Below are 16,767 nucleotides of genomic sequence, written 5' to 3' on the forward strand. Positions count from 1 at the left end.
TTATCTAAAACGTAAATCCTACTTTGGCATAGTAGTAAGCCCCTCCAAATCCCATTTGTACGGAGTCCCAATACCCACCACCTTCTACCCAGTCGTCCTGCTGATCCGGATAAACATTAAATAAGTTGTTGGCACCGACATTCAATTTAAGACCATCGCACAATTCGTAACCAAAAACTAGATCGGTAATCAATCTGGCGTCATAGGTATCCGTGGCCTGATTTATTTGGTCAGCAAAACTGTCGTAATCCGAAGTGGGTTCATACATTTGGTAATCCAATAATTCTACCTTGCTAAAATGGGTAAAACCCAGCCCTGCATCAAATTTGTCCTTCTTATAATTCATGTTCAGGGTAAATTTACTTTTTGGGGCCGAAGCCAACAGAAACCCTTTATCCCTTTCACCAAAAAAAGTCTGCTCATCCAAACTTCCATTATTTACCTTATCGATCTTCATATCATTTATATTACCTGTAAAGGTGGCCGATAGCCTATTGCCATCAAAACTTTTCTTCCAAGCCAATACAATATCCAAGCCAGTGGTTTTGGTATCCACCCCATTTACAAAGAACTGCGCGGCTTCGACATTGGGAATTTGTGGGGCATCAAAATTACCAGTTAGCACAATCCGATCGTCCACTTTAATATAATACCCGTCCACTGTGGCCGTGAAGTCTCCGAAAGTCGCTGTAAAACCTAAACCGGCATTAAGTGCCTTTTCTTCCGTTAATTGATCTATTCCAAACGAGGCGGTTACTGGACTGTTGTTGGGAGATAATAAGGACTCCAACGCCGCTCCACCAACAAAATTGGTAAACTGTAGGTTGTAATATTTTTGGGCCAAGGAAGGGGCTCTAAAACCTGTACTCACAGAACCTCTAATATTTACATTGTTGGATGCTTTTAATCTAGCGGCCAATTTTCCATTTAAGGTACTTCCAAAATCGCTAAAATTTTCAAAACGCGCTGCCGCACTTAGCAAGAAAGTCTCGGTAAGGTCGAACTCACCATCTGCATAGAGCGAAAAATTACTTCTACTTCTGTCTACTTCGTTTTTAGGACTATATCCTGGGAATCCTTGTGAACCACCCGGACGGGCGTCTCCCGAGTCTGGATCCGTAGGTTGGGTCTGGTTGGCAGGGTCTGTTATTAACAGCCCATTTACGTCATAAGTGCCCCAAGAACCTTCTTCTCCGGCAAATATGATAAAGTTTTCAGTTCTATATTCGGCGCCAAAAGCCAGGTTCATCCCTTCCAAAACATCTTCATAATATTTGGAAAAATCCAAATTAACCGTGTTTTGCGTCAGGCTATGTCCCCCTGCATCAAAATCGGTCGGGGAAACATCTTCCAAAGAGGCATTGAGGGTTCCTTGAATGAAATAATGAAAATTGTTTTTACCATAGGTATTGCTGATATCCACTTTCCAGCCGTTGGCCAGTTCTGTTTTAAATCCGGCCGAAAAGGAATTATCTATAATGTTCGAAGTGATTCTTGGTGTAAAACCATTGGGGTATATGGACGGTATTACCCTATTTCCGCCATTTCTTGTAAAGGCGTAGGCATCTGTATCCCTATAGTTCCTACCACCAAAAGCATATACTTCTGAATTATCGGAAATGGGGACGGAGGCATTTACCATTAAATTAAATCCATCTATTGCCGCTTCCCCAAAGCCTCTCCTAAAATCGAATCCTGGCCGCAACGTTTTATTCTTACTAATATATTCTGTAGTGACATTGACAAAACCACCATCATTACCTATGGCCGTTCCAAAATTGACTCCTGCTTTTAAAGAGCCTCCATCAAAACTTTTATCACTTCCAATGGCATTGCCGTCCCTCTCCGTATCTAAACGGTTACCATCCGTATTGGGTGTTCCGGCAGGAAAATCACCTTTGGCATTGGTATTATATGCGCCATAGCTTACAAATCCGGATACTATATCCGTTTGATCTTTTAGGACAATGTTGATAACCCCTGCTATGGCATCGGAACCATATTGTGCCGCAGCGCCATCACGTAATATTTCTATTCGTTTAATGGCCGATGCTGGAATTGCGTTTAAGTCGGTTCCTGTATTTCCACGGCCCCTAGTTCCAAAAACATTGATCAAGGAGGATTGATGCCTTCTTTTTCCGTTTATTAGTACCAAGGTTTGGTCGGGTCCCAGCCCCCTAAGGGTTGCCGGATCTATATGGTCAGCGCCATCCGATCCCGATTGCTTATTGGCGTTGAAGGATGGAGCGGCATACTGTAAAAGTTCGTTTACTTCAACACGGCCGGATTGGGTAGCAATTTCTGCGATGTCTATTACGTCCACAGGAACAGCAGTATCTGTTGAGGTTCGTTTGGGACTTCTGGATCCCACCAACTGTACCTCGTCCAACATCATTCCTCCAGATAGGGAGACATTGATAACCGATTTTCCGGAAACAATTTCCTCTTGTGTGTTATAACCTATATAGCTAAAGACGAGGATAGCATTATCGAATACGGATATTTGATAATTCCCATCAAAATCCGTTGTTGTTCCATTGGTGGTACCTTTTTCTACTAAGTTTACACCAACCAAAGGTTCTCCACTTTCATCCGTAACGTTTCCAGAAACAGAATTTTGCGCAACCAATAAAGTAAGATTGCCAAACATTAAAAGTGTCAATAAATAGAATTTTTTCATATTAATGATTTTAAGAGTTTTGCATTTAAATTTAGGCAATTTATTTTTACCTAATTATCATTGGCAATGTATGTTTATAAATGGACATAAATAGTATCTTTGCAGCTGTTTAAAAAAAGCTGGAAAATAGATTGTAGTCTACAGTTCCGGTTTGTAATTGATCTTGACCATGAAAGCAGGTATTGTAGGATTGCCCAATGTAGGAAAATCGACTCTTTTTAATTGTTTGTCCAACGCAAAGGCACAAAGTGCCAATTTTCCTTTTTGTACCATTGAGCCCAATATTGGGGTCGTAAATGTACCGGACACCAGATTACAGAAGTTGGAAGAACTAGTAAATCCAGAACGGGTGTTGCCTGCAACTGTGGAGATTGTGGATATAGCGGGATTGGTAAAAGGAGCCAGCAAGGGCGAAGGTCTTGGCAATCAGTTTTTGGGTAATATCCGGGAAACAGATGCGATTTTACACGTGCTACGTTGTTTCGATAATGAGAATATCGTTCATGTAGATGGTTCGGTAAACCCTGTTAGGGATAAGGAAACCATTGATATCGAATTGCAATTAAAGGATTTGGAGACTGTGGATAAAAAGCTCGAAAAGGTAAAGCGGGCTGCCAAAACTGGCAATAAGGAAGCACAAAAAGAGGAGGCAGTTCTTTTGAAGATAAAACAGGGACTGGAAACAGGAACATCGATACGTGCCTTAGATATCAGTAAGGAAGATCGGGTGGAGTTTGTTAAGCCTTTGCAGTTTATAACGGATAAGCCTGTAATGTATGTATGCAATGTGGATGAAGATGCAGCCACAACGGGTAACGCCTATGTGGAACAAGTAAAATTGGCGATAGCCAATGAAAAGGCCGAGGTTATCTTTTTGGCAGTAGGCACCGAAGCCGATATTACCGAATTGGAGAGTTATGAGGAGCGACAAATGTTCTTGGAAGATTTAGGGCTTACGGAGCCTGGTTCTGCCAAATTGATTAGGGGAGCCTATAAATTATTGGATTTGGAGACTTATTTTACCGCTGGTGTAAAGGAAGTACGCGCTTGGACCATTCCAGTGGGTGCCACTGCGCCACAGGCTGCGGGAGTAATACATACCGATTTTGAAAAGGGATTTATCCGAGCAGAAGTTATTGCCTATAATGATTTTGTTTCCTTTGGAAGTGAGGCCAAGGTTAAAGAAGCTGGAAAAATGCGGGTAGAAGGAAAAGAGTACATCGTTAAGGATGGTGATGTAATGCATTTTAGGTTTAACGTATAGTATTGTTCCGTAAACCTGAATTGGGGAGTAGTCATTCACAATACTATTTCAGCACTAATATATAAACCCAACTTACTATTTTAAGTTGGGTTTATCATTTGGGCGAACCTTGGTCACCATACTGTATATTTGCTACAGATTTTTTCTATAGGTCCTTCTTCGCTTATAAATTTTTGGGTCAAAATGTTTCCACAATTGGCGAATAGCTACATTTTCCTCCAATTCGGGCGTTCTTACACAATTCTCAATACCCTTAAGTGTAAAAGTCTTGTGATATTCACTGAACATAACAGCAGTAACTCCTTTGTTTTGGTATTCCGGATGCACTCCTATCAAATAAAAAATAACCTCTTTGCTATTTTTTTTTGCATTCAATAGATGAAATATCCCAAAGGGGAACAACTTTCCTTTGGCTTTCTGCAAGGCCTCGGAAAAGGAAGGCATGACAATTCCAAATGCAATTAGATTATCGTCCTTGTCGAGGATAAATTTAATGTACTCCGGATTTATAAAACTGATATATTTTTTCTTAAAATATTCTTTTTGGATGTCTGTAATGGGCACAAATGAGGACAGTGAAGAATATGATTCATTGAAAAGATCGAACATCTTATCCGCCATTGGAAGGACATCCTTGGTTTTGGTAAAGTTAAGTGCTTTTACACCATACCTTTTTTTAACCAAATCGTTGGCCTTTTCAAAAAATTTGGGATCTGCATTACTAAATGGAAATTTATTTTCCATGTATTCCTTTTCCTTGGTAAACCCATAGCGTTCAAAATGGTTTACATAATAGGGATGGTTATACCAAGTGATCATTGTTCCTATCTCTTCAAATCCTTCCGTTAGTACCCCAACCTTATCCAAATTGGAAAAGCCTACAGGCCCCTCCATAAACGACAGTTTATGTTCCTTCCCTATTTCTGCTACTTTATTGAACAGTGCCTGGGTAACTTCAAAGTCATCGACAAAATCAAACCAACCAAAACGCATTTTTTTCACCTGCTGATGGTCTACTTCCAGTCTATTGACAATGGCAACAACCCTACCCACAATTTTATCATCCTTATAGGCCAGATAAAACCAGGCATCCGCATCCTTAAAAACTGGATTTTTACTTTTATCAAATGACTCCAGCTCATCGTTGATGATAGGAGGAACCCAATAAGGGGAATCCTTATATAGTGAAAACGGGAATTTGACGAATTCTTTAAGGTCCGATTTTGTTTTTGCTTCTTTTAGAGTAACCATACTACATTTCTTGTATGGTTCAATATTAGCAATATTAATCTATAGGAAAAAGTACAAAAGTTAATTTGTTAGAAATCGATGTCAGAATCGTCCCTATTCTTTTCCTTTTTCTTTAATTTTCTCAACTGTTTTTTTGTGGGCCCTAAATCTATATCTTCGGCACCCGAGCCCTTGTTTTTTCCTTTTTTCTTTTTCTTCATTGCGTTCTTTCCAATAGGACCGCCATTTTCCCCTGCATTTTGATCTTCAATGGCCTTCACCTTGTCCCTGTGCATGTCTATCCTATAGGAAAATCCCATTGCGGCAAAAATCCTGCTGGGTGTATTCTTAAAACTGGCCCCCAGATTCATATCTACCTGCATATTTTCACCTAGTAAATGGGCAACTCCACCTCTTAAAAGTACGTCCGAGTACCTATCACTTTTTATACCCTGGTTTTCTACAAAAACACTCCATTTAGGATCCCTAAAGGCATGGGACAAGGATAACGTATAATTCCATTCAGGAAAATCCGTGCCCAATCTGTCATAGGCGATATTGGAAATAAGTACAAATCTTGGGGTAAGTCTACTTTGGGTGGCCACCATTACCCTTGGTGAAACTGTAGGGTCGCCACTATAAAACGGATTATCACCGAGCACAAAATTGGCACCTGCATAGACAGAAATAGCGGGGATTAGGTTTTTCAGCTTAAAACCGTAGTTGGCCTTCCAACTGTAGAGATTGGGCTTGTTATTTTCTGGATTCCTAAATGGATCGTAAATTAAATATTTTAATCCTATCCTGTTTCGGGAGAAATCGGTGTTCTTAATTTCCACCCCTGTATTGGTATAGGTTTTATTTTGATTATCAAAAGTACCTTCATAATTTAATTCCAAGGTTTCGAAAAGCAAGCCGTAGCGCAATGAAAGATCTGCTCCAAAAATGTTGGATTCAGTAGCCAACCTCGTATGGTCCTGTTGTTCATATGCAACACCAAATTCGGCTTGTAAAACGTTGGTGCCAACGGCATATGCGCTTACGGATAGTCCTGGTCGGTTGGAGTTGATGACATCGGTATATTGGGAAAAACCGACCAATGGAACGGTGAAAATTCCAAAAATGAGCATTTTCATTAGGCGTTTCGTTGAAACATAATATTCCATAGGCACTATTTTATTATTATTTTAAGACTTTTGCACTATTATTACAACGTTAGAATTGTACTTTTGATATAAAATTTGTCAACTTATTATGGGTTTTTTAAAAACGATACTAATTGTACTCTTAGTATACTATTTGCTTAAAATTGTAGCTAAATGGTTTGCTCCTAGGATGTTTAGGTATGCCGCAAAGAAGACGGAGGAACATTTTAAGGAAAAGTTTGAAGGTTTTGCTGCACAGAACGATCAAAAAGAAGAGCAAATTGGCGATGTTATTATTGAGAAGAAAACGACCAAGAAAAAAAACACCTCAAAAAATGTTGGAGATTATATAGATTTTGAGGAAATTGAATAACCTTTTACCATAACCAAACATGAGAAACGGTCTAAGAGCCTTTTTTATCCATTTTTTTGCAACCGTATTTTTTATTATTGCCGCACTAGCTTATTTCCATCCTGTATTACAGGGGAAGGTGATTGAACAATCGGATATTGTTCAATTCACGGGTATGGCCAAGGAGCAAAATGACTTCCGTAAAAAAACAGGGGAGGAGCCATATTGGACCAATAGTGCCTTCGGCGGAATGCCTACATATCAATTGGGGGCCTATTATCCACATGATTATATAAAAAAATTGGACCGAATAGTCCGTTTTTTACCAAGACCCGCCGATTATCTCTTTATTTATCTAATCGGATTTTATATGCTACTCTACTGCCTTAAGGTAGATTATAAGTTAGCCGTGTTGGGAGCCCTGGCCTTTGGTTTTTCTACATATATGATCATTATTTTAGGGGTTGGGCACAATGCAAAGGCACATGCAATAGGGTACATGCCTATGCTCTTAGGTGGAATTATTTTGGTTTTCAGAAAGAAATACCTTTGGGGCTTTCTCCTTACTGCAATAGCCATGGCATTGGAAGTAGGGGCCAACCATTATCAAATGACCTACTACTTTATGTTGTTGGTACTTATTCTTGGAGGTGTTTATTTAGTGGATGCCATCAAGGAAAAGAAATTGAAACATTTTGGTATATCTGTCGGAATATTGGTTATAGCGGTGTTGATTGGGATTGCTGCCAATGCTACTAGTCTAATGGCTACTAAGGAATATGCGGATTGGAGTACTAGGGGCCAATCAGACCTTACCATAAAAGCCAATGGGGAACCCAAGGAAATAGGTTCTGGTCTTGATCGGGAATATATTACCCAATTTAGTTACGGTATTGTAGAGTCTCTAAATTTGTTTGTTCCTAGATTGTTCGGAGGTTCTGGTGGCGAAGATCTTGGAGCTGATTCCAAAACCTATAACTTTTTAACGGAAAATGGAATATCAAGGACCAAGGCTTTGGATTTTACCAGTGCATTACCTTTGTATTGGGGAGACCAGCCCATAGTGGCCGCTCCGGCCTACATTGGAGCCATTGTGTTTTTCCTCTTTGTTTTAGGGCTGTTTTTGGTCAAGGGAAAGGTAAAATGGTGGCTTGTGGGAGGTACAATAATGGCCTTGTTACTTTCCTGGGGCAAAAATTTCGGACTACTTACGGATGTAATGATCGATTATTTTCCGCTGTACAATAAATTTAGGGCAGTATCATCCATTCAAGTTATTCTTGAACTATGTGTACCTGTTTTGGCCATCTTGGCATTGGCACAGCTTTTTGATAAAAAGGTGGACACTTCCAAGAAATTAAAGGACTTAAAACTCACTTTTTTTATTTCTGTGGGAATCGGAGTAGTACTTTTTTTAGTAAAGGGAATGTTCGATTTTGCAGGACAGAGCGATGAGACTTATAGACAGTATTATGGCGATGACATTGTTTCCTTAATTGTAGCAGATCGCAAGTCTGTTTATAACACGGATATATTGCGATCATTGATCTATGTTGCTCTAGCCGCTCTGGTTATTTGGTTCTTTCTAAAGGATAAATTAAAACAGAATCTAGCAATTGTTATTTTAGGAGTTCTGCTATTGTTCGATTTGGTAGGTGTAGCCAAGCGATACGTAAATGAAGATGATTTTGTAGCTCAGCGTAGAATGCTGGAACCTTTTCAAGAAACTGAAATGGACAAACAAATTGCCAAGGATACCACTATTTTTAGGGTGTACGACCCTTCAGAGATTGGTGGTGGAGGCCGTACCGCCTATTTTCACCAGTCCATTTGGGGTTACCATGCTGCTAAACCGGCAGGAATCCAGAACTTGTTCGACTTTCACATCTCCAAGAACAACGTTAAGGTCTTAAGTATGCTCAATGTAAAATATGTGGTGCAGCAAGACGAAGAGGGTAGAAATTATCCAGCACTAAATCCCGAAGCCAATGGCAATGCCTGGTTTATTAATGAACTGGTGCCAGTTTATAATGCCAATGATGAAATAATGGCCTTGAATTCGCTGGATGTGAAGCACAAAGCAGTTTTTGATAAATCGAAATTTGTCAATTTGGAAGAGCTTAACTATAAGACGGATTCTTCTGCTACTATAAAGCTTACCCAATATGAGCCCAATCATTTGACCTATAGTTCAGAGAATTCCAATCCAGGGATTGCCGTATTTTCCGAAATGTACTATCCCCACGGTTGGAATGCCTATATTGATGGTAAATTGAAGGAGCATTTTGAGGTGAATTATGTGCTAAGGGCGATGGAAATACCTGCCGGTAAACATAAAATTGAATTTAAATTTGAGCCGACCCTTATTCAGGTTGGCGGAAATATAACGATGGCCAGTTCTATAATTTTGGTACTGGTATTGTTTTTTGGAATTGGACACACCTATTGGAAATCTAGAAAAAAACCGACGGCTTAATGCAAAAGGTGCTCATCATTACGTATTATTGGCCACCTGCAGGCGGGCCGGGAGTGCAACGATGGCTAAAATTTGTGAAGTACCTGAGGGATTTTAATATAGAACCCATTATTTATACTCCAGAGAATCCCAGTTATCCCATTATAGATGAAACTTTTCTGAATGAGGTACCTAAAGGCATAAAAATATATAAGAGGCCTATTTTTGAACCCTATGCATTTGCTAAAATATTTTCCAAGAAAAAGACCAAGAAGATAAGCGCGGGTATCATAAATTCCAAAAATCAATCCTTTTTGGAAAAGTTATTGCTTTGGATTCGTGGCAATTTATTTATCCCCGATGCAAGAAAATTTTGGGTAAAACCTTCCTTTGCTTTTTTGTCAAAAATTATGGAACAGGAAGGTATAGGTACAGTAATCACTACAGGTCCACCACATAGTGTACATCTTATTGGTCTTGAATTAAAAAAGCGCAACAAAGTTAGGTGGATTGCCGATTTTAGGGATCCTTGGACCTCGATTGGTTATCATAAAAAATTAAAACTTAGTGTTTCCTCCCAAAAAAAACACAAGCTTTTGGAGCAACTGGTCCTAAATGAAGCCGATAAAATTATAGTTACCAGCAATACCACAAAACAGGAGTTTGCCCACATCACCAAAAAACCGATTACGGTCATAACCAATGGGTACGATACCAGCAATGTGAGTCCTGTAGTTTTGGACGTTAATTTTACGGTTTCCCATATTGGTTCATTACTAAGTGGTAGAAACCCTATAAATCTCTGGAAGGCTTTTTCAGAGTTGATACACGAAATCCCTGATTTTAAAAAGTATTTTAAATTACAATTGGCGGGCGTAATTAGTTCGGATGTTTTGGAAAGTATCTATTTTTTTGGCCTTCAACCCTATACTGAGCTATTGGGGTATATTTCCCATGAAGAAGCCTTACAGTGTCAAAAAAAATCCCAAGTATTATTATTGATAGAGATAGATTCTGAAGAGACCCAAGGAATTATTCCCGGGAAAGTATTTGAATATATGGCTGCGAAAAGGCCTATATTGGGGATGGGTCCAAGCAAATGGGAGGTGGGAAACCTTATTTCAGAGTCCAATACGGGTAGAACTTATAACTATCAGCAGGCCAGTGAATTGAAGAACTCTTTGTTGGAGTGGTTTCTAGATTATAAAAAGGATCAATTGACATTGCCTTTTGCAAAAGTGGAGCAATATCACAGACGGGAATTAACCAAGGAGTTGTCCAAGTATTTAGCATGGGAATAGTCTTAAAGCAATCGTTGAACAATACATTGATCACCTATGGTGGATTTGCCATAGGGGCGTTGAACCTGCTCTTTTTGTACACAAGGTTTTTGTCTGATGAGTATTTCGGATTGGTCAATGTTATACTTTCGGCTTCTTCTGTTTTAATGCCACTTTTGGCATTTGGAATTCCAAATACGCTGATCAAATATTATTCTGGCTTCCAGGAACTGAAAAGTCGGGATGGTTTTTTGACATTAATGGTGTTATTGCCACTTTTTCTTGTGGTACCTATCGGAATTGTATCTTATTTGGCCAATGAAACCATAGGCGATTTTTTATCCAAGGAGAACCCTATTGTAAAGGGGTATGTTTGGCATATTTTTATTATTGGGGTGGCGATGGCCTATTTTGAGGTATTTTACGCCTGGGCCAAAGTTCAAATGAAGTCGGTTTTTGGGAATTTCATGAAAGAAGTTTTTAGCCGAATAGTGGTAAGCATTTTGCTTTTAATGGTGTATTGGGACCTTATTTCTGTATTGAGCTTTCTAAATGCCCTTGTGGGCATGTATATTCTTAGAACCCTGATAATGCAGTTCTATGCCTTAAGATTACTCAAATTAAAGTTGGATTTTAACCTTCCGGGCAACACCCGCGAAATTATAAATTATAGTGCCCTTATTATTTTGGGTGGATCGGCAGCAATAGTTTTGTTGGAGGTAGATAAGGTGATGATCAATCAATTTATAGAAATCAAAAATGTAGCCTATTACAGCGTCGCTGGCTACATTGCAACCGTGATAGCCGTTCCTTCACGATCTATGCACAATATAACCTATCCGTTAACTGCTGAAATAATTCACAGAAAGGATATCAAAGCGCTAAAAACCCTTTATCAAAAGAGTTCACTGACTTTGTTTATAGTGTCTGGGCTCATATTTATATTAATTATTTTAAATTTAAATGATTTGTATAATCTATTGCCCACTTCTTATCGTGGGGGTTATGTAATTGTTTTTATCATTGGCATGGCCAAGGTATATGATGCGCTATTGGGCAATAACAATGCGATAATGTATAATTCCGATTTTTATAGGGCTTTGCTTCTTATGGGTGTTGTATTGGCCATTTTAACCATATTATTGAACCTATGGCTTATTCCAAAATATGGTTTGGACGGCGCGGCAATAGCCAGTTTTTTGGCCTTTTTTATTTATAATTCGGTAAAATTAATTTTCGTAAAAATGAAATTTGGTATTCAACCTATTACCAAAGAAACTTTCAAGGTTATATTTCTCCTTTTATTGTTAACGACCATTTTTTACTTTATTTCCTTTCCTTTCCATTCCATAGTAAACATTGGTATTAAGAGTATATTGATTGTAATCTGTTATGTCCTCGTTTTGTATAAGTTTAGAATATCCGAAGATGTGGTTAGTGCCATTTCATTTTATGTAGGAAAGTTGGGGAGGAAAAAATAGGAAAATGTCTATTTCTATACGCCAAGCCCTTTATACATTGGACTTGAACTACAATTAGTGTTCTAAGGCCTACCTGAACGGGAACGTGTATGTTTTGGAGAACGCAATCACATCTAACAAGTAAAACCCCGCAGGAACGAATTCACTGCGGGGCTAAACAACTAACCAACCTAAAAACTATTTTTAATTACTTCTAGAACTTCTTCCTCTTGTGGAAGCCGTTGAAATTTTTCTAGCACTACTATTAGATGACTTTGTTACTGACCTCTTTACAGTGCTTTTTGACTGTACACTTGGTCGTTTTACGGAGCTATTCCTTACAGATGAACCGCTATTGCTTCTACTTGAAGAACTGCTTCTTACCGAAGCATTTCTTGGGCTTCTACTAACTTCCTTTTTTACCGTTGTTCTGGTATTCCCAGAAGGTCTGGACACAACCGCTTTGCTCCTTGTTATAGAACTTCCTCCTCCATTATTACTCCTTGTAGTAGTTGTTCTACTTACAGTTCTTTGCGCATTGCCCTTATCATTGGAGCGAATGGAAGAACTTCTGGAAATGGATTTGTCATTTCTTGAGTTGGGAGTATTGCTTCTAACTGTTGTACTTCTCTTTATGGTACCATTTCCATTACTACGTTGAGTGGTAGATCTTGCAACATTATTATTTCTACCGTTAACATTATTGCTGCGTTGAGTGGTAGATCTTGAAACATTATTATTTCTACCGTTAACATTATTGCTTCTGGATGTTGTATTTCTTGAAACATTATTGTTCTTTCTATAACCATCGTTTCTACTGGCTACAGACCTATTTGATCTAAGGTTGTCTTGACTTCTATATCCATGGTCCCTTACAGCAACCCTCTTATCGTTTCGGTAAACTGAGCTTCTCTTGTTATGATGCCCTTTATCGTACTTATAATGGTGACCTATTTTGGCATATGCCTTTCTGTGATTGTGGTGATATGGCCTATAATAGGTATATCTTACAGGTTCGTAATACCTTCTATAAGGACTTCCGAATACTAAACCAAAGCCTAAAGCCGGTCTTGCGAAATAGCTATGGAAAGGGCTATACACATAATGCCTGTTGTATACGTTTATAAATCCTCTGTGATGGCTATAGTGGCCATTGTGGTTGTAGTACACATATAAACCACCAACTCTGGATACTCTACCTCTGTTATAGTTGATGTTCACTTCCCCAATTTGACTTACTCTTCCGTAATAGTCATAGTAAATAGGAACATTCTCAACCTGAATGACTGCTCCGTAATCGTCATACTGAACATAAGGGTTATAGTCATAACCTGAATTAAAAGTTATATTGGCATTTCCAAAATTTACATTTGCATTTACACCACCTCTGTTGTCAATATAAAAATCGAACTCTCCATCTGGGAAAACTGAAAATGTAATGCCATTTTCAACAAAAATAAATGAGTTATCATTTCTATAAGTATTGCTTGTGGCAACCTTATCTTCCAATGAAGCGGCCATGGTACCTGTAGTACCTAATATAAGCGCTGTAAAAAGGAGTATTAAATTTCTCATGATATAAGGTTTTAATTTAGAATGCAACTATTTACATTCAGTTAGTATATACCAAACAGCATGCCAAAAAAATAAAAAATACTTTAAATCAATGATTACCAGGTGTTTATAATTTATAAACAGTTTTGAGAAAGGTTTTATGAGTAGTTTTCAATAAAGTTGATAGTAATTATTTTAAGGATTTATGAAGTAAAATATCTATTAACTAGAAATCAGTATTCAGTAAAAAGTATACATTGGCCAGAACGTTAACCAGTCAGCAGTAATAAGTAAGCTGTGCAAGTTGGCCAGAGACAGAAACACTAAATGTTAAACTTGAATCAGAGTCTATAATTATCTCCTGTATTTAATGGGGTAATTTTTCTTTTAGATACTTGGCAGTGTGGGAGATTTTATTTTTTGCAACGATTTCTGGTGTACCCTGTGCCAAAAGTTGGCCTCCTTTATTTCCACCCTCTAGGCCTAAGTCGATGATGTAATCGGCACATTTGATCAAATCTATATTGTGTTCTATTACAATTATGGAATGTCCTTTGGCAATTAAGGCATCAAATGATTTAAGTAATTTTTTTATATCGTGGAAATGAAGACCTGTAGTAGGTTCGTCAAAAATAAATAGGGCCTTGTCCTTGGTATTTCCTTTTACCAAAAAGGAGGCCAATTTTATACGCTGGGCCTCGCCTCCGGAAAGGGTAGAGGAGGACTGTCCCAATGTTACATAGCCCAAGCCAACATCTTGGAGCGGTTTTAGTTTTGTTACTATTTTGGATTGATTATTTTTTTCAAAGAAGTCCACCGCATCGTCAATGGTCATATTGAGGATGTTGTCTATGTTGGCATCTTCAAATTTCACTTCCAAGACTTCTTTTTTAAATCTTTTGCCCTGGCAGGTTTCACATTCCAAATGTACATCGGCCATAAATTGCATTTCCACAGTAATCTCGCCCTCGCCTTTACATTTTTCACACCTGCCACCATCTACGTTAAAAGAAAAGTGTTTGGGCTGATATCCTCTCAATTTGCTTAATTTCTGACCGGCAAAAAGGTTGCGGATATCATCATAAGCCTTAATATAGGTAACGGGGTTAGATCTGGAGGATCGTCCTATGGGATTCTGGTCCACGTATTCCACATGCTTTAGGGAACCGAATTTTCCTTCCATGGAACTAAACTGCCCTGCTTTTTCTCCGTAACCTCCCAGCTCCTTTAAAATTATGGGGTATAGTATTTTTTTTACCAACGTACTTTTGCCACTCCCCGATACCCCGGTAATAACCGTTAATATATTTAAAGGGAAGATTACATCTATATTTTTAAGGTTGTTTTCCCGCGCTCCTTTAATTTCAATATAATTTTTGTAGGGTCTTCTTGTTTTGGGTACTGCAATTTCCATTTTGCCATTTAGATAGGAAGCCGTAAGTGAACTGGATTTCAGTATTTCGTACATAGTGCCATGTGCAACCACCTCACCACCGTGTGTGCCTGCCTCTGGACCAATATCTATTACCTCGTCAGCGGCTTTCATTATATCCTCATCATGTTCCACAACTATTACGGTATTGCCTAAATCCCGAAGCGATTTTAAAACCGTTATTAGATTTTCGGTGTCCTTTGGGTGAAGCCCAATACTGGGTTCGTCCAAGATATACATAGAGCCTACCAAGCTACTCCCTAATGAGGTTGCCAAATTTATTCGTTGACTTTCCCCACCGGACAAGGAATTCGATTTTCTGTTTAACGTTAAATAACTAAGTCCTACATTATATAGAAATCCCAATCTACTTTCTATTTCCTTAAGTAATCGCTCAACAATTTTCCGATCATTGGGGCTAAGCTTAATTTCCTTAAAAAAAGTTATAAGGTCTTCTATAGGCAATTCTACAAGATCGGATATCGATTTCCCTGAAACTTTTACATAGTCGGTCTCTTTCCTTAAACGCCTTCCCTTACAGGTGCTACATTTGGTTTTACCCCGATAGCGGGATAACATTACCCGATTCTGTATTTTGTAACTTTTTTCTTCCAGGCCAGCAAAGAATTTATGGATACCGGTAAAATAGCTGTTTCCTTCCCAAACCAGTTGTTTTTGATACTCCGATAACTGATACCATGGTTTGTGAATAGGAAAATCGAATTTGTAAGCTACATTAACCAGTTCATCCCGGTACCATCCCATGCTTTCCCCACGCCATGGAAAAATAGCGTTTTCATAAACCGAGAGAGAGGTATTGGGAATAACCAAGTCTTCATCTATACCTATAACATCCCCATAGCCTTCACATTTTGGACAGGCACCATAAGGGTTGTTAAAACTGAACAAGTGTACATTGGGTTCTAGAAATTGCATTCCATCCATTTCAAATTTATTGCTGAATTGGGTGTTTTTACCTGTAGCAAGTTCCTGTACGATACATTGGCCCTTTCCTTCAAAAAAGGCCGTATCGATGGCATTGCCCAATCTATTAAAAAAATCCTCATCGTCTTTAAATATGATGCGATCAACCACTAGTTCAAACTCCCGACCTACGTCCTTTAGATCCTCATCTATCCTGGTCACCTCGCCATTATGCAATATTCTGGCATAACCCTGCTTGGAAAACAATTGAAGCGATTTATAGGGGTCTCTATCTTCACTGACCTTAATGGGCGCAAGCAAAAGCATTTTGGTACCTTCTTTAAAAGTCTTAATATGTTCCACTACGTCCGATACCGTATGTTTTTTTATCTCCTTGCCCGATATTGGGGAAAAAGTACGACCAACACGGGCAAACATTAGTTTTAAATAGTCATATATTTCGGTAGAGGTTCCAACTGTGGACCTAGGGTTGGTAGAATTAACTTTTTGCTCAATGGCAATGGCCGGAGCTATACCTTTAATATAATCCACCTTGGGTTTGTCCAGTTTTCCCAAAAATTGCCTTGCGTAAGAGGATAAACTTTCCACATAACGTCTTTGTCCTTCAGCGTAAAGGGTATCGAAAGCCAAACTGGATTTTCCGGAACCGGACAATCCAGTAATGACCACTAGTTTATTCCGTGGTATTACAACATCGATATTCTTTAAATTATGAAGCTTTGCTCCTTTAATTATAATATTGTATTTGGGATCAACGTCTGTTAATGTGGCCATATGCGTATTTAAGTTTGCAAAGATACAATATGTGAATTTCATTCGCTAGTAGCCTTTGTCTTACAATAAAATATTATTCATTACAGGAAAGTACTATGAATCGAAATATTTTTTTCTATATTTGATGCGTAATAAACCCTAAATAGCCTATACGTAACACAATTACTTTTTTAAAATCTTATTTGCTCTAATGCAC

General features: G+C 38.5%; 10 protein-coding genes. 5 read left to right on the forward strand and 5 right to left on the reverse strand.

Going from position 1 to position 16,767, the window contains the following annotated elements:
• Positions 1-4: 4 nt before the first annotated feature.
• Positions 5-2,680 (reverse strand): TonB-dependent receptor, encoded by a 2,676-nt coding sequence (locus CWD91_RS11825; protein ID WP_103441165.1) that lies wholly within the window; start codon positions 2,678-2,680, stop codon positions 5-7.
• 169 nt (positions 2,681-2,849) lie between these two features.
• Between CWD91_RS11825 and ychF the strand changes: the two genes are divergently transcribed.
• Entirely contained in the window at positions 2,850-3,944 is a 1,095-nt protein-coding gene (gene ychF / locus CWD91_RS11830) for a redox-regulated ATPase YchF (RefSeq protein WP_103441166.1), read from the forward strand.
• 132 nt (positions 3,945-4,076) lie between these two features.
• Here the strand turns inward: ychF and CWD91_RS11835 are convergent, their stop codons facing one another.
• A complete protein-coding gene (locus CWD91_RS11835) occupies positions 4,077-5,195 on the reverse strand; it encodes a GTP cyclohydrolase (RefSeq protein ID WP_103441167.1) in 1,119 nt (372 codons plus the stop codon).
• Between the two features lie 68 nt (positions 5,196-5,263).
• Positions 5,264-6,340, reverse strand: a complete 1,077-nt coding sequence (locus CWD91_RS11840) for a transporter (protein ID WP_103441168.1) — start codon at positions 6,338-6,340, stop codon at positions 5,264-5,266.
• A gap of 88 nt (positions 6,341-6,428) precedes the next feature.
• Here CWD91_RS11840 and CWD91_RS11845 point away from each other — a divergent pair, with 88 nt between their 5' ends.
• The 4 genes from CWD91_RS11845 to CWD91_RS11860 are packed head-to-tail and all read left to right on the forward strand — an operon-like array spanning position 6,429 to position 11,887.
• The gene (locus tag CWD91_RS11845; protein WP_103441169.1) at positions 6,429-6,692 is read left to right on the forward strand and encodes a DUF4834 family protein; all 264 of its coding nucleotides are present in this window, start codon (positions 6,429-6,431) and stop codon (positions 6,690-6,692) included.
• A gap of 19 nt (positions 6,693-6,711) precedes the next feature.
• The gene (locus tag CWD91_RS11850) at positions 6,712-9,147 is read left to right on the forward strand and encodes a YfhO family protein (protein WP_103441170.1); all 2,436 of its coding nucleotides are present in this window, start codon (positions 6,712-6,714) and stop codon (positions 9,145-9,147) included.
• The gene (locus CWD91_RS11855; protein ID WP_103441171.1) at positions 9,147-10,427 is read left to right on the forward strand and encodes a glycosyltransferase family 4 protein; all 1,281 of its coding nucleotides are present in this window, start codon (positions 9,147-9,149) and stop codon (positions 10,425-10,427) included. The genes CWD91_RS11850 and CWD91_RS11855 overlap by 1 nt, the downstream gene beginning before the upstream one ends.
• Positions 10,418-11,887, forward strand: a complete 1,470-nt coding sequence (locus tag CWD91_RS11860; protein WP_103441172.1) for an oligosaccharide flippase family protein — start codon at positions 10,418-10,420, stop codon at positions 11,885-11,887. Before CWD91_RS11855 ends, CWD91_RS11860 begins: the two co-directional genes overlap by 10 nt.
• 183 nt (positions 11,888-12,070) lie before the next feature.
• Here CWD91_RS11860 and CWD91_RS11865 read toward each other — a convergent pair whose 3' ends face one another.
• Positions 12,071-13,441: a hypothetical protein gene (locus tag CWD91_RS11865; RefSeq protein WP_103441173.1), complete on the reverse strand. Its 1,371-nt coding sequence runs from the start codon at positions 13,439-13,441 to the stop codon at positions 12,071-12,073.
• Positions 13,442-13,787: 346 nt separating this feature from the next.
• The gene (uvrA, locus tag CWD91_RS11870) at positions 13,788-16,571 is read right to left on the reverse strand and encodes an excinuclease ABC subunit UvrA (RefSeq protein ID WP_103441174.1); all 2,784 of its coding nucleotides are present in this window, start codon (positions 16,569-16,571) and stop codon (positions 13,788-13,790) included.
• Positions 16,572-16,767: the final 196 nt, after the last annotated feature.

The organism is Arenibacter hampyeongensis, assembly GCF_002909255.1.
Lineage (GTDB): Bacteria > Bacteroidota > Bacteroidia > Flavobacteriales > Flavobacteriaceae > Arenibacter > Arenibacter hampyeongensis.